Source organism: Nonomuraea sp. NPDC001636 (assembly GCF_040298265.1).
Taxonomy (GTDB): domain Bacteria; phylum Actinomycetota; class Actinomycetes; order Streptosporangiales; family Streptosporangiaceae; genus Nonomuraea.
In genome coordinates, this window is the sequence record NZ_JBEOZT010000020.1 from 1 (window position 1) to 22,480 (window position 22,480).

Consider the following 22,480-nt stretch of genomic DNA (forward strand, 5'->3'; position numbering starts at 1 on the left):
CGCGTCGGGCGCGGCGCCGGCGCCCCACGCCGTGCCGCCGTCCGGGCCGCCCCGGGCGTAGACGGTGACCTCGCCGCCGGCGGCGCCGGCCGCGCCGTCGAGGTGGTGCACGGCCCGGACCCGGACGCCTTCGGCCTCCAGCGCCGCGCGCAGCGCCGCCGCCGTGTCCGACCGGGCCTGCCCGTACGCGCCGCCGTCGACGTGCAGGGTGGCCACCGTCCCGGCGAGATCGCCGGGCAGGCCGACGGGGTCGCCCGGTGTCAGGTACTCCTGCTCGAACAGCCGCCTGATCCGCTCCGGCTCGACCTCGCCCTGCCCGGCCTCCGCCATCGCCTGGACGGCCCGGCCCAGCTCGATCTGCAGCCCGCGCGGCAGCGTGATCCCGTACCGGGCGTTCAGCAGGTACGCCGGGCCCGCCTTGCCCGACTGGCTGGTGACCCGGACCACCGCCGCGTACGTGCGCCCCAGGTCCCGCGGGTCCACCGGCAGGTACGGCACCTCCCACGGCAGCCCCGCCGGATCGTCCCCGGTACGGGCCGCCTCCCGGTCCATGGCGTCGAACGCCTTCTTGATCGCGTCCTGGTGCCCGCCGGAGAAGGCGGTGAACACCAGGTCGCCCCCGTACGGGTGGCGCGGCGGCACCGCGAGCCCGGTGCACTCCTCGACGACGCGCCGCACCCGGTCGAGCTCGGAGAAGTCGACGCCGGGATCGACGCCCTGGGTGGCCAGGTTCAGGCCCAGCGTCACCAGGCAGACGTTGCCCGCCCGCTCGCCGTTACCGAACAGGCAGCCCTCGACGCGCTGGGCGCCGGCCAGCATCGCCAGCTCGGCCGCCGCGACCCCGGTGCCGCGGTCGTTGTGCGTGTGCACCGACAGGCAGACGTGCTCGCGGTGCGGCAGGTTGCGGTGCAGCCACTCGATCTGGTCGGCGAACACGTTGGGCGTCGAGCGCTCGACCGTCGTCGGGAAGTTCAGGATGATCGGCCGGTCGGGGCCGGGCTGCCAGACGTCCATGACGGCCGCGCAGACCTCCAGCGCAAAGTCCGGCTCGGTGTCGTGGAAATGCTCAGGCGAGTACTGAAACCGAACATCACCCTCTTCGAGTAATTTATCGGCATATTTCATGACCAATCGGGTCCCCTGGACCGCCAGGTCCTTGCACTCGTCCCGGTTCATCCCGAACACCAGCCGCCGCGCCAGCGGCGAGGTCGCGTTGTAGAGGTGGATCGTCGCCCCGGGCGCCCCGCTCACGCTCTCCACCGTGCGCTCGATCAGCTCGTCGCGCGCCTGGGTCAGCACGGTCACGCACACGTCGTCCGGGATGCGGTCGCGCTCGACCAGGAGCCGGACGAAGTCGTAGTCGTCCTGGCTCGCCGCCGGGAAGCCGACCTCGATCTCCTTGTAGCCCATGCCCACCAGCAGGTCGAACAGCACCAGCTTGCGGCCGGGGTCCATGGGCCTGGGCAGCGCCTGGTTGCCGTCCCGCAGGTCGGTGGACAACCAGCGCGGCGGCGCGGTGAGCACGGCGTCCGGCCAGGCGCGGTCGCCGAGCGGCATCCGGGGGAAGGGTCGATAGCGGCTGATCTTCATGTCCGGCCTCACTGTCCCTCAGCTGAGCGATCCGAAATAGACGGTCGAGAAATGCGGCGAGATCAGCACGACGATGTGGTTCACGGCGGTCTCGTCCACCATGCGGAAGGTGACGACGATCTCCGGATACGCCGGCCGCAGCCCGAGTCCGACGAAGTACGGGTCGGTGGCGAACACGATGCGGTACAGGCCGCGGTCGAGCGGGCGGTCGGCCCACTCACTGACCGATCCGTCCTGGTCCGTCCGGGTCTCGGCTTCGAGCACCCAATGCCCGTCGGCGTCATGGTCCAGGCGTACGTGCAGGTCAGCCGCACCCCGGCCGTAGACCGCGTCCTGGGCTTGCACCGCTATTCCCATCGAACCTCTCCGAGTGGTCCGCGCGGGCCGTCCGCGCACATGGCCACCCGGACGGCGACAGGTCGCGCCGTCCGGGCTCGCGCCCCAGGCTCGCGCCGCCGCCTATTCGCCGGACCTCCGGCCGCTATCGCCGCGCTATCGCCGTCCGATCGCCGCCGATCGCGAAAAGAGGCGGCCGCCTTATTTCGCGCTATCGCCGCTATCGACGGCGGGTGCGGAGACGGGTGTGCACAGCGTCCAACGTGCGCTGATGCCCGGTGAAAAGAAGATGGATAAAGCGCGAATTGCGCACCGTGTGAGCGTCATTTCCGAAGCCGCGGACGAAGACCGCGGTAATCACCCGGAGGTAGATCGAAATGACCGCGACCACCACCATCACCGCCCGCGTCCGCCTCACCCTCGCGCTGCTGCTGGCCGCGCTGGCCGGCTTCGCCGCCATCGCCGCCGTACCGGCCCCCGCGCACGCCGTTCCGACCGCCGGGCAGCACGACACCGTCACCGGCACGATGGACTGGCCGTGGGGCCTGATCGAGGGCGCCTTTCAGCGCTGACGGTGACAGGCAACACGGATCACCCTGAAACGCTCCAAAACTGGCCACATACCCAAGGGCGTTGTACCATCCACCCAACCATGGCAGAAACTTTTGAGGGGTAAGCACCAGTTACACCGCTCATCATGGCAATCACGCCCGGATTCCGGTCGCGTCGGGAAAGATCTTTGACCGAGGGCGATGATTTGTTTGAGGGGATGCGGGTGGAGTTTCGCGTGTTGGGTGCGCTCGAGGTAACTGCGAGCGAGAGACAGCTCGATCTTGGCGGGGCGCGGCAGCAGATCGTCCTCGCCGTCCTGATCCTGAACGCCAATCACTCGGTCACACTGGATCGCCTCGTCGAGGCGATCTACGACGAGGACCCCCCGGCCACGTCGCGCGCGCAGGTGCAGATCTGCATCTCCGCGCTCAGGCGCCTGTTCAGCGCCCACGGCCATCCCGAGATGATCGTCACCACCCGGCAGGGCTACATGTTGCGCGCCCCCGCCGACGCGATCGACGCACGCCGTTTCGAGAGCCTGGTGAGCCGGGCCCGCAAGGCTCGCGACGGACGTTCCTTCCCCGAGGCCATCCAGTACTACCGCGAGGCGCTGGCGTTGTGGCGCGGCCCGGCTTTCGACGGCATCGACAGCAGGGCCGTGCAGGCGCTGGCCAGCGGCATCGCCGAGCAGCGCGTCACCGCCAACGAGGACTGCGTGCAGCTCGAACTGGACCTCGGCCGCCACCACGAGCTCGTCGGCGAGCTGGCCGCGCTGGTCCAGGAACACCCGCTCAGGGAGGGACTGGCCGCCCAGCTCATGGTCGCCCTCTACCGCTCAGGACGGCAGGCCGAGGCGCTCCAGGTCTACCGCGACGCCCGGCGGGTCATCGTCGAGGAACTGGGCATCGAGCCCAACGAACGGCTCCAGCAGCTCGAATCGGCCATCCTCACCTCCGACGAGAGCCTGGAGGCGCAGCCGCCGCCCGCGGCGGCCCCGGCCGAGCCGCCCGCACGTCCGCCCGCGGTGCCCGGCATGCTCCCCTCCGACATCGCCGACTTCATCGGGCGGCAGGCCCAGCTCGACGTCATCAGGCAGCGGGTGACCGTCCCCCTGGCCGGGGACGGCCGCTTCGCCGTGCCCGTCATCGCCGTCGCCGGGCGGGCCGGGATCGGCAAGACCACGATCGCCGTGCACGCCGCGCACAGCGTCGCCGCGCATTTCCCCGACGGCCAGCTCTTCGCCGACCTGCACGGCGGCGTCTCCCGCCCGGTCCACCCGATGCAGGTGCTCGACCGGTTCCTGCGGGCCTGCGGCGTGCAGGGGACGGCGCTGCCCGACACCCTCGGCGAGCGGGCCGAGCTGTACCGCATGCTGCTGGCCGACCGCAGGATGCTGATCGTGCTCGACGACGCCGCCGCCGAGAGCCAGGTGCTGCCGCTGTTACCCGGCAGCCCGACCTCGGCCGTCATCACCACCAGCCGGACCCGGCTCGGCGGGCTGGCCGGCGCCACGCACGTGGACGTCGACCTGTTCGACGCCGCCCAGTCCGTCGAGCTGCTGTCCCGCATCGCCGGGGCCGAGCGCGTACGGGCCGAGCCGGAGTCGGCCGCCGCCCTGGCCGAGCTGTGCTGCTTCCTGCCCCTCGCGCTGCGCATCGCCGGCGCCCGCCTGGCCTCGCGCCCCCACTGGGCCGTGGAGCAGCTGGTGGACCGGCTCGGCGACGAGGCCCGCCGGCTCGACGAGCTCAAGCACGGCGACATGGGCATCAGGGCCAGCCTGTCGCTCACCTACGAGGCGCTCACCGAGCACGCCCGCCGCCTGTTCCGCCGGCTGGCCATCCTGCACTCGCACATCTTCTCCGCCTGGACCGGCGCCGCCCTGCTCGACCGGCCGCTGGCCGACGCCCAGGACCTCTTCGACGACCTGGTGGACGCCCAGCTCATCGAGGTCGCCGGGGTCGGCAGGAACGTCAACGTCCAGTACCGCTTCCACGACCTCATCCGCGTCTACGCCCACGAACGCCTGGCCGCCGAGGAGCCGCCCGCCGAGCGCAGCGCGGCGCTGGCCCGCGTGCTGGACGCGCTGCACCGCCTCACCGAGACCGCCAGGACCCGCGAGTACGGCCCGCCCGCCGGCCCCCACCTGCGGCCCGGCCCCGACTCGCCGCTCCCGGCCGAGCTGGTCGAGCGGCTGGTCACCGACCCGATCGGCTGGTTCGAACGTGAGCGCCACGTGCTGCTGGCCGGCATCCGCCAGGCCGCCCAGGCCGGGTTCGTGGAGCTGTGCTGGCGCACCGCGATGAACGCCGAGCCCTTCTTCGAGCTGCACGTCTACCTCGACGACTGGCGCGAGATCCAGGAGATCGCCCTGGAGGCCGCCCGCCGGGCGGGGGACGAGCGCGGCCAGGCCGAGATGTTGTGCGTGCGCGGCACGCTGGCCCAGACCGAGCAGCACTTCGGCGAGGCCAGACGCGACTTCGAGGCCGCCCTGACGCTGTTCGAGAAGACCGGCAACGTCGTGCAGATCGCCCGCTCCCGCCGGAACCTGGCGTTCCTGGAACGCATGAACGGCCAGCTGGACGCCGCGGCGACGCACCTGGAACAGGCGCTGGCCATCTTCACCGACATCGGCGACCAGATCTCGGCCGCGCACACGCTGGACAACCTGGCCGCCATCCGGTCGGAGTGCGGCGACATCGACGACGCCAAGATCATGCTGGCCGAGGCGCTGGTCCGCGGCAAGAGCGGCGGCAGCCGGCGCATCATCTCCCAGATCCTGCACCGGATGGGCCGGGTGCACCTGCAGGCCGAGGAGTTCGCGCTGGCGGCCGGCGCGTTCGAGGAGGCGCTCACGCTGGTGGAGGAGATCGGCGACACCGTCGGCGAGTCCTTCGCCCTGCACGGCCTCGGCATCGCCCACCTGCGCAGGGGACGCCTGCGCGAGGCCGGCGACATGCTGCGCCGGGCGCTGGCCGTGGCCGAGACCGCCCGCCACCGCCTGGCCGAGGCGCACGCCCTGGCCGGGCTGGGCGAGCTGGCCGTCACCGCGAACGAGCCCGGCGACGCGATCGGCCGGCTGCGCAAGGCGGTCACGCTGTTCCGCCAGATGCGCGCGCCGCTGTTCGAGGCGCAGACGCTCACGATGCTGAGCGAGGTGCTGGTCGCCCTCGGCGACGCCAGCGCGGCCGAACGGGCGCTGTCGCGGGTGCACGAACTGGCCGACACGGTCGACGAACGGGCCGGTCAGCGGCTGCGCGACAACCTGTCCTCGGCCGCCGGGCTGGTGGAGGGCATCGGCTGATCAGCCCTTCTTCGCCGTCATCCCGCACTGTCAGAGATGCCCGCGGGGGCCCGTCGTTGGGATTCTGGCGAGCATGAAGGCTCTGGTGCTGTCCGGCGGGTCTGGCACCCGCATGCGTCCCTTGAGCCACTCCATGCCGAAGCAGCTCATCCCGATCGCCAACAAACCGGTCCTGGAGCACGTGCTGGAGAGCCTGCGCGCGCTCGGCGTGACCGAGATCGGCCTCGTGGTCGGCGACAGGGAGGCGCAGATCGCCGAGGTCGTCGGCGACGGCTCACGGTTCGGGACGCGCGTCACCTACATCCGCCAGCTCCGCCCGCTGGGGCTGGCCCACTGCGTCAAGCTGGCGCGACCCTTCCTCGGCGGCGACGACTTCGTCATGTACCTCGGCGACTGCGTCCTGGCCGACGGCATCGGCCCGATCGCCGAGGAGTTCCACGCGTTGCGCCCGGCCGCCCAGATCGTGGTGCACCGGGTGGCCGACCCGCGGCCGTTCGGCGTTGTCGAGACCGACGAGACCGGCGCGGTGCTGCGGGTGGTGGAGAAGCCGGAACAGCCGCGCAGCGACCTGGTCATGACCGGCGTCTACTTCTTCACCCCGGCCGTCCACGAGGCGGTGGACCGCATCGTCCCCGGACGCCGGGGCGAGCTGGAGATCACCGACGCCGTCCAGTGGCTGCTGACGTCCGGCCAGGAGGTCAGGGCGAGCCTCTACCGCGGCTACTGGAGCGACGCGGGCCGCGTCGAGGACGTCCTGGAGTGCAACCGGCGGCTGCTGGCCCGGCTCTCCCGCGACATCGCCGGCCACGTGGACGCCGCCAGCCTGGTACGCGGCGACGTCGTGCTCGGCCCCGGCGCGCGGGTGGTCGCCTCCGTCGTCGAGGGACCGGCGATCATCGGCCCGGACACCCTGATCGTGGACAGCCACATCGGGCCGGGCACCTCCATCGGACGCGACTGCGTGGTGCGCTCCACCCGCCTGTCCGACTCCATCGTGCTCGACGGCGCCTCCATCGTGGCCGCCAGCGGCCTGCGCGGCTCGCTCATCGGGCGCTACACCACCGTCGCTCCCGGCCGCAGCGACCACCGTCTCGTGGTCGGCGACCACACGCGGATCGAGCTGACCACATGAACCCAGGGAACAAGGAGTGAGGACGTGACCGACGACGGCGCCCCGCGCGCGGGGCGGAAAGAGTGGCTCGGGCTGGTGGCGCTGTTCCTGCCCACGATGCTCGTGGCCCTGGACATCAGCGTGCTGTTCCTGGCCTTGCCGCACCTCAGCGCCGATCTGGGCGCGGACGCCACCCAGCAACTGTGGATCACCGACATCTACGGCTTCATGACCGCCGGGTTCCTGGTCACCATGGGCTCGCTCGGCGACCGGATCGGCCGCCGCCGGCTGCTGCTGGCCGGGGGCGCGGCCTTCGGCCTGCTGTCGCTCCTGGCCGCCTTCTCCACCAGCCCCGAGATGCTGATCGTGGCCCGCGCGCTGCTCGGCGTCGCCGGGGCCACGCTGCTGCCCTCGACGCTGTCGCTGATCGGCGTCATGTTCCGCGACCCCCGGCAGTTCGGCCTGGCCATGGCCGCCTGGGGCACGGCGTTCATGCTGGGCATCGCGCTCGGCCCGGTGGTCGGCGGCGCGCTGCTGGAGCGCTTCTGGTGGGGGTCGGTCTTCCTGATGGGCGTGCCGGTCATGCTCCTGCTGCTGGCCGCGGCCCCGCTGCTGCCGGAGTTCCGCGATCCCGCCGGCGGCCGGCTCGACCTGGTCAGCGTCGTGCTGTCGCTGGCGGCGATCCTGCCGCTGATCTACGGGCTCAAGGCGGTCGCCCGCGACGGCTGGGGCGCCGGTCCGGCCGTCGCGGTCGCCGCCGGGCTGCTCGTGGGGGCGGTGTTCGTGCACCGCCAGCGCGCGCTGGCCCACCCGCTGCTGGACGTGCGGCTGTTCCGGCACCGCGCGTTCACCGCCGCGGTGCTGATCGGGCTGCTGTGCGGGGCGCTGCAGACGGGGACCGGGATGGAGGTCGCGCTGTTCCTGCAGACGGTCGAGGGCATGTCGCCGCTGGAGGCGGGGCTGTGGCTGCTGGGCCCGGCCGTCGCGCTCATCGTCTCGATCAACCTCACCCCGCGGCTGGCCAGCCGGGTGCGGCCGGCGTACCTGCTGGGCGGCGGCATGGTGATCGCGGTCGTCGGGCAGCTCCTGCTCACCCAGGTCGTCGTGGGCGCGGTGACCGCGCTGATCGTCTTCCTGGGCGTGTGCTACTTCGGCGTCGGGCCGGTCGGCGGCATGATCAACCAGGTGGCGATGAGCACCAGCCCGCCGGAGCAGGCCGGTTCGGCCGCCTCGCTGGTGGCCACCGGCGGCGAGTTCGGCGTCGCGCTCGGCGTCGCGACCCTGGGCAGCCTCGGCACCGCCGTCTACCGGGGCACGTTCACCCCGCCCGCCGGCACCCCGGCGTTCGCCCAGGACGGCATCACCGGCGCGGTCACCGTGGCCGGGCAGCTGCCCGCCGACCAGGGCGCGGCGCTGCTCGGCGCGGCCCGCGAGGCGTTCACCGCCGGGCTGCACGCGGTCGCCTGGGCGAGCGCGGCCCTGTGCGCCGTGCTGGCCGTGCTCGCGCTGGTCCGGCTGCGCGGCGTGGCGCCCTTTGCCGGCGTGCACGACGGCCACCACCAGCCGGACCAGGAGCCCGCCCCGGTCGGCTGAGCGCACGCGGAGGGCGGGCCCGGTTCGCCGGGCCCGCCCTCCTCGTCCGTACGGTCAGTCCAGGCCGAACCGGGCGCGGGACAGCTCCCGGTTGGCCAGGGCCGCCAGGTAGATCGCGAACCCGGCGTGGCTGTGCGTGGTGGACATGTCCCGCCAGATCCGCTCCATGCGCTGACCGTCCCTGACCGCGCTGGAACCGGCCGTCGGGAACAGGCAGCCCTCCACGGCTCGCCAGGCCAGCCGGGCCACCTCGCGGCTGACGGTGGCCAGGCGCACGTCCCGCTCCCTGGTGAACGACGCCGGGCCCGCCGCGCAGGTCCGGCTCCACTGCTGGACGGCGTTCGTCAGGGCCGCCTCGGCGGCGGCGAGCAGGCCGGCGGCCTCGCCGTACCAGAACTGGTAGTCGGGGTCCTCGGCGCGGGTGGTGAACGGCGGGAAGATGGTCGTCCTGGTCCGCATCAGCTCCTCGTAGGCGTCCAGGGCGCCCTGGGCCATGCCGAGCACGACGGCCGCGCTGCCGAGCAGCATGACGCTGAGCGGGCCGCCGCCGTACTCGGGGTTGCCGTGCAGGTCCCGGCCCGGGGTGCCGCCGGTGACGACGGCCTGGCTGAGGTGGATCGGCAGCGTGAGGTGGCCGGGGACGCGGCCGCCCTCCATGGCGATGCTGTGCGAGCCGCTGCCCTTCAGGCCGAGCTGGCCGCCCCAGTCGTCCAGCCGGCGCCACTGGTCGCGCGGCGCGACGAACAACATCGGCTGCCCGTCCTCGACGACGTGGCCCATGAAGTGGGTGGCGTACGGGGCCCCCGAGCAGTAGCTCCAGGTGCCGTCGAGGAGCCACCCGCCCTCGCCGTCCGGACGGGCCGAGCCGCCGGGCGCGACCGTGGCCGGGCAGACGAAGTCCCCGCAGGCGAACAGCTCGCTCTGGGCCCGCTCGCCGAACAGCGTGGCCACCGCCAGCGTGTGCGCCGAGCCGAAGGAGTACATCCAGCCGGTGGACGGGCAGCCCCGCGCGAGCGTCATCGACACCCGCATGAAGGTCTCCACGCCGAACTCGTAGCCGCCGAAGCGGCGGGGGACCAGGATGCGGTAGAAGCCCGCCCTGGCGAACGCCTCGTGGGTGTCGGGGGCGTAGTAGGTGCGCCGCTCCGTCTCGGCCTGGCGCTCGACCAGGGCGGGCACCATGGCCTCGGCCCTGGCGACGATCTCGTCTGGGGTGAGCCCGGGCTCGGGCGGAGCCATGGGGGCGTGGGTGACGGCTGTCATGCTGCGCGAACCCTTCGTCTCGGGTTTTTCCTCAAGGCTCGCCCGGCCCCGGTGACCTTCGCATCTCCGTGCGTGCCCGGCAATCCCGCACGCCGGAAGATGCGCCCGTCAACCGGCGAATGGGACGTTCAGGAAGCAGTGTCTCGACTGACGTCCCGGGAGGACATGGTGTTGATGACAGGTGCTCCGGCGCGGGAAGACCTCGTCCGCCGCGCGACGGAGGCAGGCCCTGTCCTGCGCAGGAACGCGGCCTGGGCGGAGGAGAACCGCAGGCTGCACGAGGAGACGATCGAGGCGCTGGCCGAGGCCGGCGTCTTCAGGCTGCGGACGCCGCGCCGCTACGGCGGTTTCGAGGCGGACACGCGCACCCTGGTCGAGGTCGCCGCCGAGCTGGGCCGCGCCGACGGCGCCGCGGCGTGGACGGCCTCGGTCTACTGGATCCCGACCTGGATGGCCGCCCACTTCCCCGAGGCCGTCCAGGACGAGGTGTTCGCCACCCCCGACGTGCGCATCTGCGGCACGCTCAGCCCCACGGCGATGGCCGTGCGCGCCGAGGGCGGCATCGTGGTCAACGGCAAGTGGGGCTTCGTCAGCGGCGCCCACCACAGCCACTGGCAGGAGATCGTGGCCGTCGTCGTCGGCCCGGACAGCGAGCCCGAGCCGGTCATGGCGCTGGTGCCGATGAGCGACCTGACCGTCATCGACGACTGGCACACCTCCGGCCTGCGCGGCACCGGCAGCGTCAGCACCGTGGCCCAGGACCTGTTCGTCCCGGCCGCGCGGGTCATGCCGCTGGGCGCGATCCTCCAGGGACAGCACGCCGACGGCGCCAACGCCGGCTCCCCGATCTACCGCTCGCCGCTGCTGCCGGTGGCCGCCGCCTCCTCGGTCGGGACCGTGCTCGGCCTGGCCAAGGCCGCCCGCGAGGTCTTCTTCGAGCGGCTGCCCGACCGCAAGATCACCTACACCGGGTACGCCAGCCAGAGCGCCGCCCCGCTGACCCACCTCCAGGTCGCCGAGGCCACGTTCAAGATCGACCAGGCCGAGTTCCACGCCCACCGCCTGTCCGCCACCGTGGACGCCAAGGACGCCGACTCCGCCCAGTGGACGATCGAGGAGCGCGTACGCGCCCGCGCCGACATGGGCGCCGTCTGCCGCCTGGCCAAGGAGGCCGTCGACATCCTGGCCACCGCCAGCGGCGGCTCCTCCATCTACAGCGACGTGCCCATCCAGCGCATCACCCGCGACGTGCACGCCGTCAACCAGCACGCCCTCATGCACCCCAACACCAACGCCGAGCTGTACGGGCGGATTCTGTGCGGCCTCGAACCCGACACCCTCTACATCTGAAGGAGATCGCCATGACCACCGTGTCCGCCCCCGACCAGACCCTCGCCGTCGCCGCCCTGCCGCAGCAGATCATCGCCGCCTGGGCCGCCCACGACGCCGAGGCGTTCGCCGCCGTCTTCACCGAGGACGGCTCCATGATCCTGCCCGGCGTGTACCGGAAGGGCCAGGCCGAGATCCGCGCCTTCATGGCCCACGCCTTCGCCGGGCCGTACCAGGGCACCCAGGTCACCGGGCAGCCCATCGACCTGCGTTTCCTGGCGGAGGACGTCTGCCTGCTGACCACCGAGGGCGGCGTGCTGGCGGCCGGCGAGAGCGAGGTCGCCCCCGAGCGCGCGGTCCGCGCCTCCTGGCTGGCCGTCCGCCGCGACGGGCAGTGGAAGCTGGCCGCCTACCAGAACAGCCCGCGTGACTGAGATGGCCGCTCACGTCGCACAGCGCGCGGTGGTGCTCGGCGGAGGCATGGCGGGGCTGCTGGCCGCGCGCGTGCTCGCCGAGCACTGCGCCGAGGTCCTGCTGGTGGACCGGGACACGCTGACCGGCGCGGCGGGCCCGCGCCGGGGCGTGCCGCACGGCTGCCACGCCCACGCCCTGCTGGCCCGCGGCCAGCAGATCCTGGACGAGCTGTTCCCCGGCCTCACCCAGCAGATGATCGACGACGGGGTGCCCGCCGGAGACCTGGCCACCAGCCTGCGCTGGTACTTCAACGGCCGCCGGCTGCGCCCGGCCCCCACCGGCCTGATCAGCGTCTCGGCCACCAGGCCCGTCCTGGAGGAGCAGGTCAGGAACCGTGTCTCGGCCCTGCCCAACGTGCGCTTCCTGGAGCGCACCGACATCCTCGGGCCGACCGCGACGCCGGCCCGCGACCGGGTCACCGGCGTCCGCGTCCGCGGGACGGACGGCGTCGAGGAGCACCTGGCCTGCGACCTGCTGGTGGACGCGACGGGCCGCGGCTCGCGCACCCCCGCCTGGCTCCAGGAGCTCGGCTTCCCCCGGCCGGACGAGGACCGCGTCAAGATCGGCCTGGCCTACACCACCCGCCACTTCCGCCTGCGCCGCGACCCGTACGGCGAGGACCTGTCGATCAACCCCGTCGCCTCGCCGGCGAACCCGCGCGGCGCGTTCTTCCCCAAGCTGCCCGGCGACATGAGCATGCTCTCCCTCACCGGCATCCTGGGCGACCACCCGCCGGCCGACCTGGAGGGCTTCCTCGCCTTCGCCAAGTCCCTGCCCGTGCCCGACGTCTACGACGCCGTCCGCGACGCCGAACCGCTCGACGAGGGCGTCACCTTCACCTTCCCGGCCAGCGTGCGGCGCCGCTACGAGCGTCTGCCCGCCTTCCCCGACGGCCTGCTGGTGCTGGGCGACGGCGTGTGCAGCTTCAACCCCGTCTACGGCCAGGGCATGACCGTCGCCGCCATGGAGGCGATGATCCTGCGCGAGCACCTCCAGGCGGGCGCGGTGCCGCCGTGGCGGGCGTTCTTCAGGGACATCTCGCGGGTCATCGACGTCCCGTGGGACATCTCCGCCGGCGCCGACCTCGCCTTCCCCGGGGTGGAGGGGCGGCGTACCGCCAAGGTGCGCCTCGGCAACGCCTACATGGCGCGCCTGCACGCCGCGGCGGCCCGCGACGGCGCGGTCACGGCCGCGTTCATGCGGGTGGCCGGGCTCGTGGACCCGCCGCAGACGCTCATGCGGCCCGCGCTCATGCTGCGGGTCCTGTGCCAGAGCGGCGGCGGCCCCGCGCCGGCCGCCGCCCCCGAGCAGCGTCCGCAGGTGCCGCTGCTCAAGTCCTGACCCCGTCCGAACGACGAAAGGGACGCCGGCGGATCCCCGCCGGCGTCCTTTCGTCGGTACGGCTACCTCAGCGAGCGGGCGAACGCGCGTACGTCGCCCACCAGCAGCTCCGGCTGTTCCATGGCGGCGAAGTGGCCGCCCCGCTCGAACTCGGTCCAGTGGCTGATCGTCGGGATGTCCCGGTCGGCCAGCCGGCGCACCGGCACGAAGATGTCCCTGGGGAAGACCGCCACGCCGACGGGCACGGTGATGGGCGGCGGCCGGTGCCCCTCGGCGGCCATCTTCAGCCCCGCCGCGCCCTCGTAGTAGAAGCGCGCCGACGACCCGGCCGTCGCGGTCAGCCAGTAGATCGAGACGTTGGCCAGCATCCGGTCCCGGTCCACGGCGTCCTCGGGCGACTTGTCGGAGTCCGTCCAGTCGTGGAACTTCTCCACGATCCAGGCCAGCTGCCCCACGGGCGAGTCGGTGAGCGCGTACGCCAGCGTCTGCGGACGGGTGGACTGCAGCTTCATGTAGCCCGACAGCTCCTCGTCGAACCGCGCCAGCCCGGCCAGCCGCCCCTGCTCGGCGGGCGTCAGGCCGGCCAGCTCGGCCGGATCGCCCGAGGGGAAGGCCATCAGCATGTTGACGTGCGCGCCGATCACGTGCTCGGGGGCCAGCCTGGCCAGCTCCAGCGAGATCACCGCGCCCGCGTCGCCGCCCTGCGCCAGGTAGCGGTCGTAGCCCAGCCGGCGCATCAGCTCGGCCCAGGCCAGCGCCACCCGGTACGGATGCCAGCCCGCCTCCCTGGTGTGCCCCGAGAACCCGAACCCCGGGATCGACGGGATGACCAGGTGGAAGGCGTCGGCCGGGTCGCCGCCGTGCGCGCGCGGGTCGGTGAGCGGCCCGATCACGTCCAGGAACTCGGCGACCGAGCCCGGCCAGCCGTGCGTCAGCAGCAGCGGCACGGCCTGCGGCTCCGGCGAGCGCACGTGCAGGAAGTGCACGTCGGCGCCGTCGATCTCGGTGACGAACTGCGGGTGCCGGTTCAGCTCGGCCTCGGCCGCCCGCCAGTCGAAGCCGTGCCGCCAGTGGTCGGCCAGCTCCTTGAGGTAGCCCAGCGGCACGCCGCGCTCCCAGCCGGTGCCGGGCAGCTCGTCCGGCCAGCGGGTGGCGTCGATCCTGCGGTGCAGGTCGGCCAGGTCGGCCTCGGGGATGTCGATGCGGAATGGACGCATGGGTGGGTTCGCCCTTCTCTTGTCAGGGGTGGGTCGAGCGGGTCAGCCGGTGCCGGTGCGCCGCAGCTCCTCGAAGGAGGACAGGTCGGGCACCGTCCAGCCGTCCAGGTCGTACTCGCCGAGGCAGCGGTCGACGAAGGCCGCGTACTCGTCCAGCTGGCCGCCGGCCATCTGCGAGAACAGCAGCTCGACCCGGGTGTTCTCGTGGTTGCCGCCGTAGTTGCGCTCGTAGAGCTCGTGGCGGCCGCCGAACTCCGAGCCGATCGCGTCCCACAGCAGCTTCATCACCTTGACGCGGCCCTCGGCGTCGGTGCCGTCCGAGCCGCGCAGGTATTTGTCCAGGTACGGGCGGATGTCCGGGTTCTTGAAGTCGGCCGCGCCGGAGTTGACGTAGATGAGCCCGCTGGCCACGTCCTGAAGGACGATCTCCTTGATCCGCGGGTAGCCGATCTGCATGAACCAGCGGTAGGCCAGGCCGTACTGCGGGTTGGGCAGCAGCGCGCCGTTGCGCCACTCCACCGGGTTGCGGGCGGCGGCGTCCGACAGCGCCCAGAACAGGTTGCGCCAGGCCAGCACCTCGCCGATCCGGGTCTGCACGCCGCGGAAGTCCTTGGTGCCGGTGATCTCCAGCGCCCTGACCAGCAGCCCGGCGATGAACTCCAGCTTGACCGCCAGCCGGGTGCAGCCGTGGAAGGTGAACCGCTCAGTGAAGCCCGACTGGCCGGTGAACAGCTGCGCCTTGCCGAGGTCGCCGTAGATGAACACGTTCTCCCAGGGGATGAGCACCTTGTCCAGGACGAGGATGCTGTCGTTCTCGTCCAGCCGGGAGGAGAGCGGGTAGTCGAACGGGCCGCCGGTCAGCGCCGCGTTCATGCCGTAGGACGGGCGGCAGATCAGCTTCAGGCCCTGCGCGTCCATCGGCACGGTGGCCACCAGCGCGAACTCGCGCTTCTTGACCGGCAGGCCGTAGTGGGCGATGAAGTTGTAGTGCGTCAGCGCCGAGCCGGTCGCCACCACCTTCGCGCCGCTCACCACGAGCCCCGCGTCGGTCTCCCGCTCGACGTGCACGTAGACGTCGTTGACCTCGTCCGGCGGCCGGTTGCGGTCGACCGGCGGGTGCACGATCGCGTGGTTCCAGAACAGCACCTTCTCCTGCGACTCGCGGTACCAGCGGCGGGCGTTGCCGTCGAAGGGCGCGTAGAAGCCGGCGTTGGCGCCGAGCGTGCCGAGGAAGGAGGCCTTGTAGTCGGGGCTGCGGCCCATCCAGCCGTAGCTCATCCTGGCCCACGTCGCGATCGCCCGCTGGTCGGCGACCAGGTCCTCGACCGTGCGCGGGGTGGTGAAGAAGCGGTGCGTGTACCCCTCGCCGCCGCTGTCGGTGGGGCAGGTCAGCAGCTCACGGGTGCCGTCGGCATGGAGGGCGTCGTAGAGCCTGGCGGTCATCCGCACCGGGTTGTGGAACGCCGGATGCTCGGTGACGTCCTTGACGCGGTCACCGTAGAGGTAGATCTCACGATCGTCACGCAGGCTCTCGACGTACTCGCTGCCCGTGAGCGGGCGGGTCTTCGGCGCGGCATCGGGCATCGGACATCTCCCTGGGCAGGCAGCACGGTGCATCCTCAGCGTGGCACCCGCGCGCGCGGCGGCCATCTCGCGATGTGCGCTGTTCGGCCGGCGCGGGCGCGGGCGGCATTCTGGAAGGTGCCCGTGCGCGCGCCCCGATGTGACGATGACCGCGTGACGGAGCATCGCCTGTGGGCGCTGGCCCACCTCGGAACACCGATGGCGATCCGGGTGGCCGCGACGCTGAGGATCGCCGACCGGCTCGCCAAGGCGCCGGCCACCGGCGCCGAACTCGCCCCCGCCGTGGGCGCCGACCCCGGCGTGCTGGAGCGCCTCATGCGCTACCTGGCCGCCAGGGGAGTGCTCGGCCGCGACGACGACGGCAGGTACACGCTGACCGCCGTCGGCGAGGAGCTGCGCGACGACCATCCGGCCGGGATGCGCGCCATGCTGGACATCGAGAGCTGGGAAGGCCGGGCCGAGCTGGCCTTCGCCCACCTGCTGCACAGCGTGCGCACCGGCGAGGCCGCCTTCCCCCGCCAGTTCGGCCGCTCGTTCTGGGCGGACCTGGCCGCCGACCCGGCCCGCGCCGCCGCGTTCGACGCGCGCATGGCCGCCGAGGTCCCCGGCCGGGCCCCCGCCATCGTGGCCGGCTACGACTGGGGGAGCCTCGGCCGGATCGTCGACGTCGGCGGCGGCGACGGATCCCTGCTCATCGCCCTGCTCACCGCCTACCCCGGCCTGCGCGGCACGGTCGTCGACCAGCCCGCCACCGCGCGGGCCGCCGCCGCGGCGCTGGCGGCCGCCGGACTGTCCGGCCGCGGCGAGGCCGTGGCGGGCAGCTTCTTCGAGCCGCTGCCGCCGGGCGCCGACGGCTACCTGCTGTCGTGGATCCTGCACGACTGGAGCGACGACGACGCCGCCGTCATCCTGGGCCGCTGCGCCGAGGCGGCCGGGCCGGGCGGCTCGGTCTTCGTGGTGGAGGACTTCGGCCCCGACGGCGAGTCGCCGCGTACCGGGATGGACCTGCGCATGCTCGTCTACTACGGCGGCCGCGAGCGCGCCGTCGCCGACCTGCGGGCCCTGGCCGCGCGGTGCGGCCTGGAGGTCGCCTCCGTGCATCCGGCGGGCGCGCTGCGGATCGTCCGGCTGGTGGCACGCCCGTGACCCCCGCCGAGATCGTCGCCGCCCTGGTCGCCCCCGAGGGCCGCCGCGACCCCTACCCGCTGTACGAGCTGCTGCGCGCCCACGGCCCGGTCGTCCCGGTACGTCCCGGTCTCACGGTCGCCGTCGGGTACGCCGAGATCAACCGCGCGCTGCGCGACAACCGCCTCCGCGTCCAGGACGCCGCCGGGTACGACCACATCTATCCCGCCTGGCGCTCGCACTCCTCGCTGCGCGGCTACACCGACTCCATGCTGTACCGCAACCCGCCCGGCCACACCCAGACCCGGCGCCTGGTCAGCAGCGGCTTCACGCCCGCCCGGGTGGCCGGGATGCAGGAGTCGGTCGAGCGGATGGTCCACCGGCTGCTGGACCGGCTGGCCGACCTCGGCGCCGGCGGCACGCCCGTCGACTACATCGCCGAGTTCGCCTCCCGGCTGCCGATCGCCGTCATCAGCGCGCTCATCGGCGTGGCCGAGGAGGACCAGAAGTGGTTCCGCCAGGTCGCCTCGGACCTGACGATCGCCCTGGAGGGCATCACCAACGTCGCCAGGCTGTCCATCGCCGACAGGGCCATGGACGAGCTGGCCGGCTACTTCGGCGAGCTGATCGACGACCGCCGCCGCCATCCCGCCGACGACATGCTGACCGCGCTCGTCCGCGCCCACGACGACGGCACCCGGCTCAGCCACGACGAGCTGGTCGGCAACCTCATGCTGCTGCTGACCGCCGGGTTCGAGACGACGAGCTTCCTGCTCGGGCACGGGCTGCGGCTGGCGTTCGAGCACCCGGGCCTGGCCGCGCGGCTGCGCGCGGAGCCGGGGTTCGCCACCGCGTACGTGGAGGAGGTCCTGCGGTTCGAGGCGCCCGTCCAGGCGACCAGCCGGTGGGCCGAGACGGCGACCGACGTCTCCGGCGTCCCGGTGCCGGGCGGGACGAAGGTCGTCCTCATGCTCGCCGCCGGCAACCGGGACCCGCGCCGCTTCCCCGACCCGGCCCGCTTCGACCCGGACCGTCCGGACGTCCAGCCGCTCAGCTTCGGCGCCGGGCCGCACTTCTGCCTGGGGGCGCCGCTGTCGCGCATGGAGGCCCGCATCGCGCTGCCGCTGCTCCTGCGGCGTTTCCCGGCGCTGTCCGCGGCCGAGCCGCCGGACCATCGCGACCGCTGGGTGGGCCGCGGCCTCCACCGCTTCCTCATCACCACCTCCTGACCTCCAGACGCCCGCAGCACGCCGTGCGGGCGCCAGGCGGCGGTCACGCCCTGACGCGCCCCCGCCGGGCCACCACCCAGGAGGCCGCCACGAGAACCGTGAGCAGGCTCCAGTACAGGAAACCGCCCACACGGGTCACCAGCAGGTTCTCGGCCAGATGGACCAGGCCGGGAACCAGGTAGACGGCGGCGGCCAGCGCCCAGCGGCCGTCCCGGGCGGCCGGCGTGGCGGCCAGCACCAGCAGCAGGGCCACCACCTCGACGCCGGCCCGTACGACGCCCCAGACCGTGTCGTACGCCGGCGCCTGCGCGAGCTGCAGCGCCCAGCAGACCGGCGGGACGACCAGCCACCACGGCGACCGGACCGGCATCGTCGCGCCCCACCACCGGGCCTGCCCCGGCGCGCGGCCCGCCCCGGTCCGCCGGAAGGCGAGCACCGCCGACGCGGCCGCGACCACCCAGTAGGGCGCGACCGGCCCGAGGTCGCCGTACAGCGGGCCGACGTCGACCAGCGGGCCGTGCAACCATCCCAGGACCATGGGCCAGCTCGTCAGCAGCGCGGCGATCGCCGCGAGCGGGGCCGCGACCCGCGTCCAGCCCCGCACGAGCGCCACCACCAGGACGACCCCGAGCGCGGTCCACACCTTGAAGACGAGGTAGGGCAGCACGGGCAGCTGCGCGACGGTCACGACCGCCACGGCCAGCGCGCCGAGATGCAGGCCGTCGGCCCACCCCGGCACGCCGGCCGGCCGGTTGGCCCGGACGCGCACGGTGAACCCGCCCGCCAGCAGAGACAGCGTCTCCCGATAGGCGCGCAGAAGACGGCGGTACCGCTTTTCGAGAACGTGGGTCATACGCCCCTCACCCCGTCCGGCCGCAGGACAAGTGCGGCGGCGCGCCACGACCGGACCATCGCCGCCTCCGCGCTGCTCACTGAGAGCCTGCCGCAAATGTCGCACAGGTGGATCGATCCCTCAATGCCGGCCGGTTGGCGACGTGGCTCATAACGCTTCACGACGGTTCGTCCAAGTAGGGGTGTGGCATTCACAACTTTGCGAACAGGATTAGTGGCCGCCGTACTGGCCGGTTCCTTGGGGGCCGTCACGGCTCAGGAGCCGTCCCTTGCCGCGGCCCCGGCAGGAACCGGCTCGGTCGTGGCCGGTAGCGTGACGCTCCTGACCGGGGACAAGGTGACGGTCAGCGGCCGGGGCCACCGGGTGGAGAGCGCCCCCGGCCGGCGGGTCCGCTTCTCGGCGCAATTTCGCGACGGACACCTCTACGTGATCCCCTCCGACGCGTTCCCGCTGGTCAGCGAGGGCCTGCTCGACGACCGGCTCTTCGACGTGACCCGGCTTCTGGCGTGGAAGTACGGCGACGCCGACACGGACGAGATCCCGCTGATCAGCCAGACCCTGGGGGAGCAGCCGGCCCCGACGCTGAGCGGCACCCGCCTGACCCGCAAGCTCGACGACCTCGGCGTGGCGGCGGTGCGGGTGCCGAAGAGCACCGCCGCGCGGACGTGGCGGGACCTGGTGAGCGGGGCTCGTACGTCGGCCGCGGGGAAGGGCAAGATCTGGCTCGACGGACGCCGGTCCTTCTCGCTGGACCGCAGCACCGCGCAGATCGGCGCGCCCGAGGCGTGGAAGCAGGGGTTCACCGGCCAGGGCGTCACGGTGGCCGTGCTCGACAGCGGCTACGACGCCGGTCATCCCGATCTCAAGGGCGTCGTCACCCAGGAGCGCAACTTCTCCGACGAGCCGGACATGACCGACCGCGTCGGCCACGGCACGCATGTCTCCTCGATCGTCGCCGGAGCCGGGACGAAGTACCGGGGCGTCGCGCCGGGGGCCCGCATCGCCGTGGGGAAGGTGGGCGGCGTGGACGGCATCGCCGACTCGGCGTTGCTGGCGGGCATGGAGTGGGCCGCCACCGAGGTCCGCGCCAAGGTCGTCAACATGAGCCTCGGCACGGTGGACGAACCCGGCGACAATCCCGTCGAGCAGGCCGTGAACACCCTGTCGGAACGGACGGGCACGCTCTTCGTGGTGGCGGCCGGCAACGGCGGCGGCGAAGGGACCGTGTCCAGCCCGTCCACCGCGGACGCCGCGCTCTCCGTGGGCGCCGTCGACCGGTCGGACCAGGTGTCCAGGTTCTCCAACCAGGGCCCCAGAACGGGCGATCACGCGATCAAGCCCGAGATCACCGCCCCTGGCGTGGACATCGTCGCCGCCGCGGCCGAGGGCACCGCCGACGGGCCGTACGTGGCGCACAGCGGGACCTCCATGGCGGCGCCGCACGTGAGCGGCGCGGCGGCGATCCTCGCCCAGCGACACCCCGGCTGGACCGGGCAGCAGCTCAAGGCAGCGCTGGTCGACAGCGCCAAGCCCACCAGCGGGACCGGCCTCTACGAGCAGGGCGCCGGGCGGGTGGACGTGCCCCGCGCCCTGGCGCAGCAGGTGATCGCCTCTCCCGCCACCGTCTGGGCCGCCCTCCCGTGGCAGCACACCGGCGGCGACCAGGCCACCCGGACGATCACCTACACCAACGACGGGGACGCCCCCGTCACCCTGAACCTCACGACCGACACCGACGTGCTGAAGCTGCCGCAGGACAAGCTGGAGGTCCCGGCGCGCGGGCAGGCGTCCCTCACCCTCACTCTCGACGTCACCGGCAAGCCCGCGGGCGACTACCCCGGCGTGCTCACCGCCACCTCCGGCGACACGATCCTGCGTACCCCGGCGGGCGCGTACGTGGAACCGGAGTCCCACGACGTCACCGTCACCACTGTCGCCAGGTCGGGCGCTGCGCCCGGCGTGGCGTTCGGAATGGTCTACGACCAGGCGCGCGGCGCCCAGCGGATGCTCACCTTCCACGACGGGGTGGCGAAGACACGGCTCCCGAAGGGCGCCTGGAACCTCTACACCGAGATCTACGACTTCGACCCCGTAGTCCTGACGGTCGGGCACCGGCCCCTCGCGGTCGGTGCCGACGACCTGCGCGTCACGGTCGACGCACGCGAGGGCAGGCAGGTCCGGTTCGCCGTGGACGACCCCACCGCCGCGGCCGACCCGCAGTTCGGCCTCTACCTCGCCAACGGCCCATGGCAGTACGGCTGGTACTCCTCCGGTCCGGACCCCAATGAGGGCTACTACGTCATTCCGGTCCGGCAACCCGGGCTCACCTACGAGTCCTGGACCGTCTGGCACAAGAAGGACGCCGCGCCCAGCCCCTACCGTTACGACCTCGTCGACCGCCGCACCGGCGGCATCCCGGACGACCCCACCTATTCCGCGCGGACCAAGCACCTGGTCAAGGCGTCCGAGACGTTCCGCTCCACGGGCGCGGCCGGCACCGGCACCATGTGGACGGGACCGCTGGACCCGGCCGGCATCGGAGCGCTCACCCTGCCCACCAAGGACATCCCGCTGCCCTCCGCCATGACGCACTACCGCAGCCCCGGGCTCGCCTGGTCCTCGGAGTTCCAGACAGGCGGTTCCCGGCAGATCGGCACGAGCCCGGTGCGGGAGCGCGCCTTCTCCGAGGTCTGGAACGCGGCGGTCGCGGGCCCGTCGTTCGCCACGCCCGGCGGCAGCCGTACCGGAGACACGCTCCAGTTCTTCGCGGGCCGGCTCCACACCGACGGCGTCGCGGGGCTGACCGGCATGGACGCCACCGCCACCGGCACCTTGACCCTCTCCCGCGACGGCAGGCAGCTCGCCACGAGCGGCATCGCCGGGTGCGCGCCGGGCGGCAGCGACCAGTGCGCGCTGTCCGCCACGCTGCCGCAGGACGCCGGCACCTACACCCTCGCCGCGTCCTCGCGCCGGGACACGTCCGCGAACACCCTGTCCACGGGCGTCGACGCCGTCTGGACGTTCCGTTCGGCCCGTACGGCGCAGGCCACGCCCCTGCCGCTGATGGCGGTCAGGTACGCGCCCAAGGGCCTCGACACCGCGAACCGGGCCAGACCCGGGTCGCGAACCCCGCTGTCGATCTGGATCGAACGCAACCCCGGCGCCCGCGGCGCCGCGGTGCGCACGGTCGAGCTGGAGTTCTCCACCGACGACGGCGCCACCTGGCAGCCCGTCAGGACCCGGGCGGCCGACTCCGGCTGGACGGCGACCGTCGCCAACCCGGCCTCCCCGGGGTTCGTCTCCCTGCGCGCGACGGCCAAGGACACCGCCGGTGACGGCGTCACCCAGACGGTGACCCGCGCCTACGCGGTCGGCTGACCGTGCCCGGGCCGCGGGACGGGCGACGTCCCGCGGCCCGGTTCTCGCCCGGCGACGTCCCGCCCCGGCGCGCCCCGGAGGGGTCTCAGCCGGTCACGGTGAGGACGAGCTTGCCGCGGGCGCGGCCGGTCTCCAGGCGGGCGTGGGCCGCGCCGGCCTGCTCCAGCGGAAAGGTTCCGCTCACCGCCGGCCTGCCGTCGCGCC

Annotated in this window: 17 protein-coding genes; 10 read left to right on the forward strand and 7 right to left on the reverse strand. The window is 73.1% G+C overall.

What is annotated here, in order from left to right:
- The coding region (locus ABT158_RS31630) for a 2-isopropylmalate synthase (protein ID WP_352359642.1) at positions 1-1,590 on the reverse strand (1,590 nt) is incomplete at its 3' end.
- Positions 1,591-1,608: 18 nt separating this feature from the next.
- Positions 1,609-1,935: a hydroxyisourate hydrolase gene (locus ABT158_RS31635; protein WP_352325979.1), complete on the reverse strand. Its 327-nt coding sequence runs from the start codon at positions 1,933-1,935 to the stop codon at positions 1,609-1,611.
- A 368-nt stretch (positions 1,936-2,303) separates the two neighbouring features.
- On the opposite strand from ABT158_RS31635, the gene ABT158_RS31640 reads away from it, so the two are divergent.
- From ABT158_RS31640 to ABT158_RS31655, 4 genes are all read left to right on the forward strand, one after another.
- On the forward strand, positions 2,304-2,498 hold the full coding sequence (locus ABT158_RS31640) for a hypothetical protein (RefSeq protein WP_352359643.1): 195 nt from the start codon (positions 2,304-2,306) through the stop codon (positions 2,496-2,498).
- 215 nt (positions 2,499-2,713) lie between these two features.
- On the forward strand, positions 2,714-5,779 hold the full coding sequence (locus ABT158_RS31645) for an AfsR/SARP family transcriptional regulator (RefSeq protein WP_352359644.1): 3,066 nt from the start codon (positions 2,714-2,716) through the stop codon (positions 5,777-5,779).
- 73 nt (positions 5,780-5,852) lie between these two features.
- Positions 5,853-6,911: a glucose-1-phosphate thymidylyltransferase gene (locus ABT158_RS31650; RefSeq protein WP_352359645.1), complete on the forward strand. Its 1,059-nt coding sequence runs from the start codon at positions 5,853-5,855 to the stop codon at positions 6,909-6,911.
- Between the two features lie 24 nt (positions 6,912-6,935).
- Positions 6,936-8,483, forward strand: coding sequence for an MFS transporter (locus ABT158_RS31655; RefSeq protein WP_352359646.1), 1,548 nt, complete (start codon positions 6,936-6,938; stop codon positions 8,481-8,483).
- A 54-nt stretch (positions 8,484-8,537) separates the two neighbouring features.
- Here ABT158_RS31655 and ABT158_RS31660 read toward each other — a convergent pair whose 3' ends face one another.
- Positions 8,538-9,746: an acyl-CoA dehydrogenase family protein gene (locus ABT158_RS31660; protein WP_352359648.1), complete on the reverse strand. Its 1,209-nt coding sequence runs from the start codon at positions 9,744-9,746 to the stop codon at positions 8,538-8,540.
- A 174-nt stretch (positions 9,747-9,920) separates the two neighbouring features.
- Here ABT158_RS31660 and ABT158_RS31665 point away from each other — a divergent pair, with 174 nt between their 5' ends.
- Genes ABT158_RS31665 through ABT158_RS31675 form a run of 3 tightly spaced genes read left to right on the forward strand, consistent with a single transcriptional unit; the run spans position 9,921 to position 12,890 of the window.
- Positions 9,921-11,096, forward strand: coding sequence for an acyl-CoA dehydrogenase family protein (locus tag ABT158_RS31665; protein ID WP_352359650.1), 1,176 nt, complete (start codon positions 9,921-9,923; stop codon positions 11,094-11,096).
- A gap of 11 nt (positions 11,097-11,107) precedes the next feature.
- Positions 11,108-11,509 (forward strand): SgcJ/EcaC family oxidoreductase, encoded by a 402-nt coding sequence (locus ABT158_RS31670; protein WP_352359652.1) that lies wholly within the window; start codon positions 11,108-11,110, stop codon positions 11,507-11,509.
- Position 11,510: 1 nt separating this feature from the next.
- The gene (locus tag ABT158_RS31675; RefSeq protein WP_352359989.1) at positions 11,511-12,890 is read left to right on the forward strand and encodes an FAD-dependent oxidoreductase; all 1,380 of its coding nucleotides are present in this window, start codon (positions 11,511-11,513) and stop codon (positions 12,888-12,890) included.
- A 62-nt stretch (positions 12,891-12,952) separates the two neighbouring features.
- On the opposite strand, the gene ABT158_RS31680 is transcribed toward ABT158_RS31675, so the two are convergent.
- Both ABT158_RS31680 and ABT158_RS31685 read right to left on the reverse strand, forming a co-directional pair.
- Positions 12,953-14,107 (reverse strand): epoxide hydrolase family protein, encoded by a 1,155-nt coding sequence (locus tag ABT158_RS31680; RefSeq protein WP_352359654.1) that lies wholly within the window; start codon positions 14,105-14,107, stop codon positions 12,953-12,955.
- Between the two features lie 42 nt (positions 14,108-14,149).
- Positions 14,150-15,691 (reverse strand): 4-hydroxyphenylacetate 3-hydroxylase family protein, encoded by a 1,542-nt coding sequence (locus tag ABT158_RS31685; RefSeq protein WP_352359656.1) that lies wholly within the window; start codon positions 15,689-15,691, stop codon positions 14,150-14,152.
- Positions 15,692-15,844: 153 nt separating this feature from the next.
- Here ABT158_RS31685 and ABT158_RS31690 point away from each other — a divergent pair, with 153 nt between their 5' ends.
- Together ABT158_RS31690 and ABT158_RS31695 are read left to right on the forward strand one after the other, a co-directional pair.
- The gene (locus tag ABT158_RS31690; protein ID WP_352359658.1) at positions 15,845-16,837 is read left to right on the forward strand and encodes a methyltransferase; all 993 of its coding nucleotides are present in this window, start codon (positions 15,845-15,847) and stop codon (positions 16,835-16,837) included.
- Positions 16,834-18,045, forward strand: coding sequence for a cytochrome P450 (locus ABT158_RS31695; protein WP_352359660.1), 1,212 nt, complete (start codon positions 16,834-16,836; stop codon positions 18,043-18,045). The genes ABT158_RS31690 and ABT158_RS31695 overlap by 4 nt, the downstream gene beginning before the upstream one ends.
- Before the next feature lie 43 nt (positions 18,046-18,088).
- Here ABT158_RS31695 and ABT158_RS31700 read toward each other — a convergent pair whose 3' ends face one another.
- Positions 18,089-18,898 (reverse strand): hypothetical protein, encoded by an 810-nt coding sequence (locus ABT158_RS31700; protein ID WP_352359662.1) that lies wholly within the window; start codon positions 18,896-18,898, stop codon positions 18,089-18,091.
- Positions 18,899-19,198: 300 nt separating this feature from the next.
- Here ABT158_RS31700 and ABT158_RS31705 point away from each other — a divergent pair, with 300 nt between their 5' ends.
- Positions 19,199-22,276, forward strand: a complete 3,078-nt coding sequence (locus tag ABT158_RS31705; protein ID WP_352359664.1) for a S8 family serine peptidase — start codon at positions 19,199-19,201, stop codon at positions 22,274-22,276.
- 85 nt (positions 22,277-22,361) lie between these two features.
- Here the strand turns inward: ABT158_RS31705 and ABT158_RS31710 are convergent, their stop codons facing one another.
- Complete coding sequence (locus tag ABT158_RS31710; RefSeq protein WP_352359666.1) at positions 22,362-22,460, reverse strand: zinc-binding dehydrogenase; 99 nt, start codon at positions 22,458-22,460, stop codon at positions 22,362-22,364.
- Positions 22,461-22,480 lie beyond the last annotated feature (20 nt).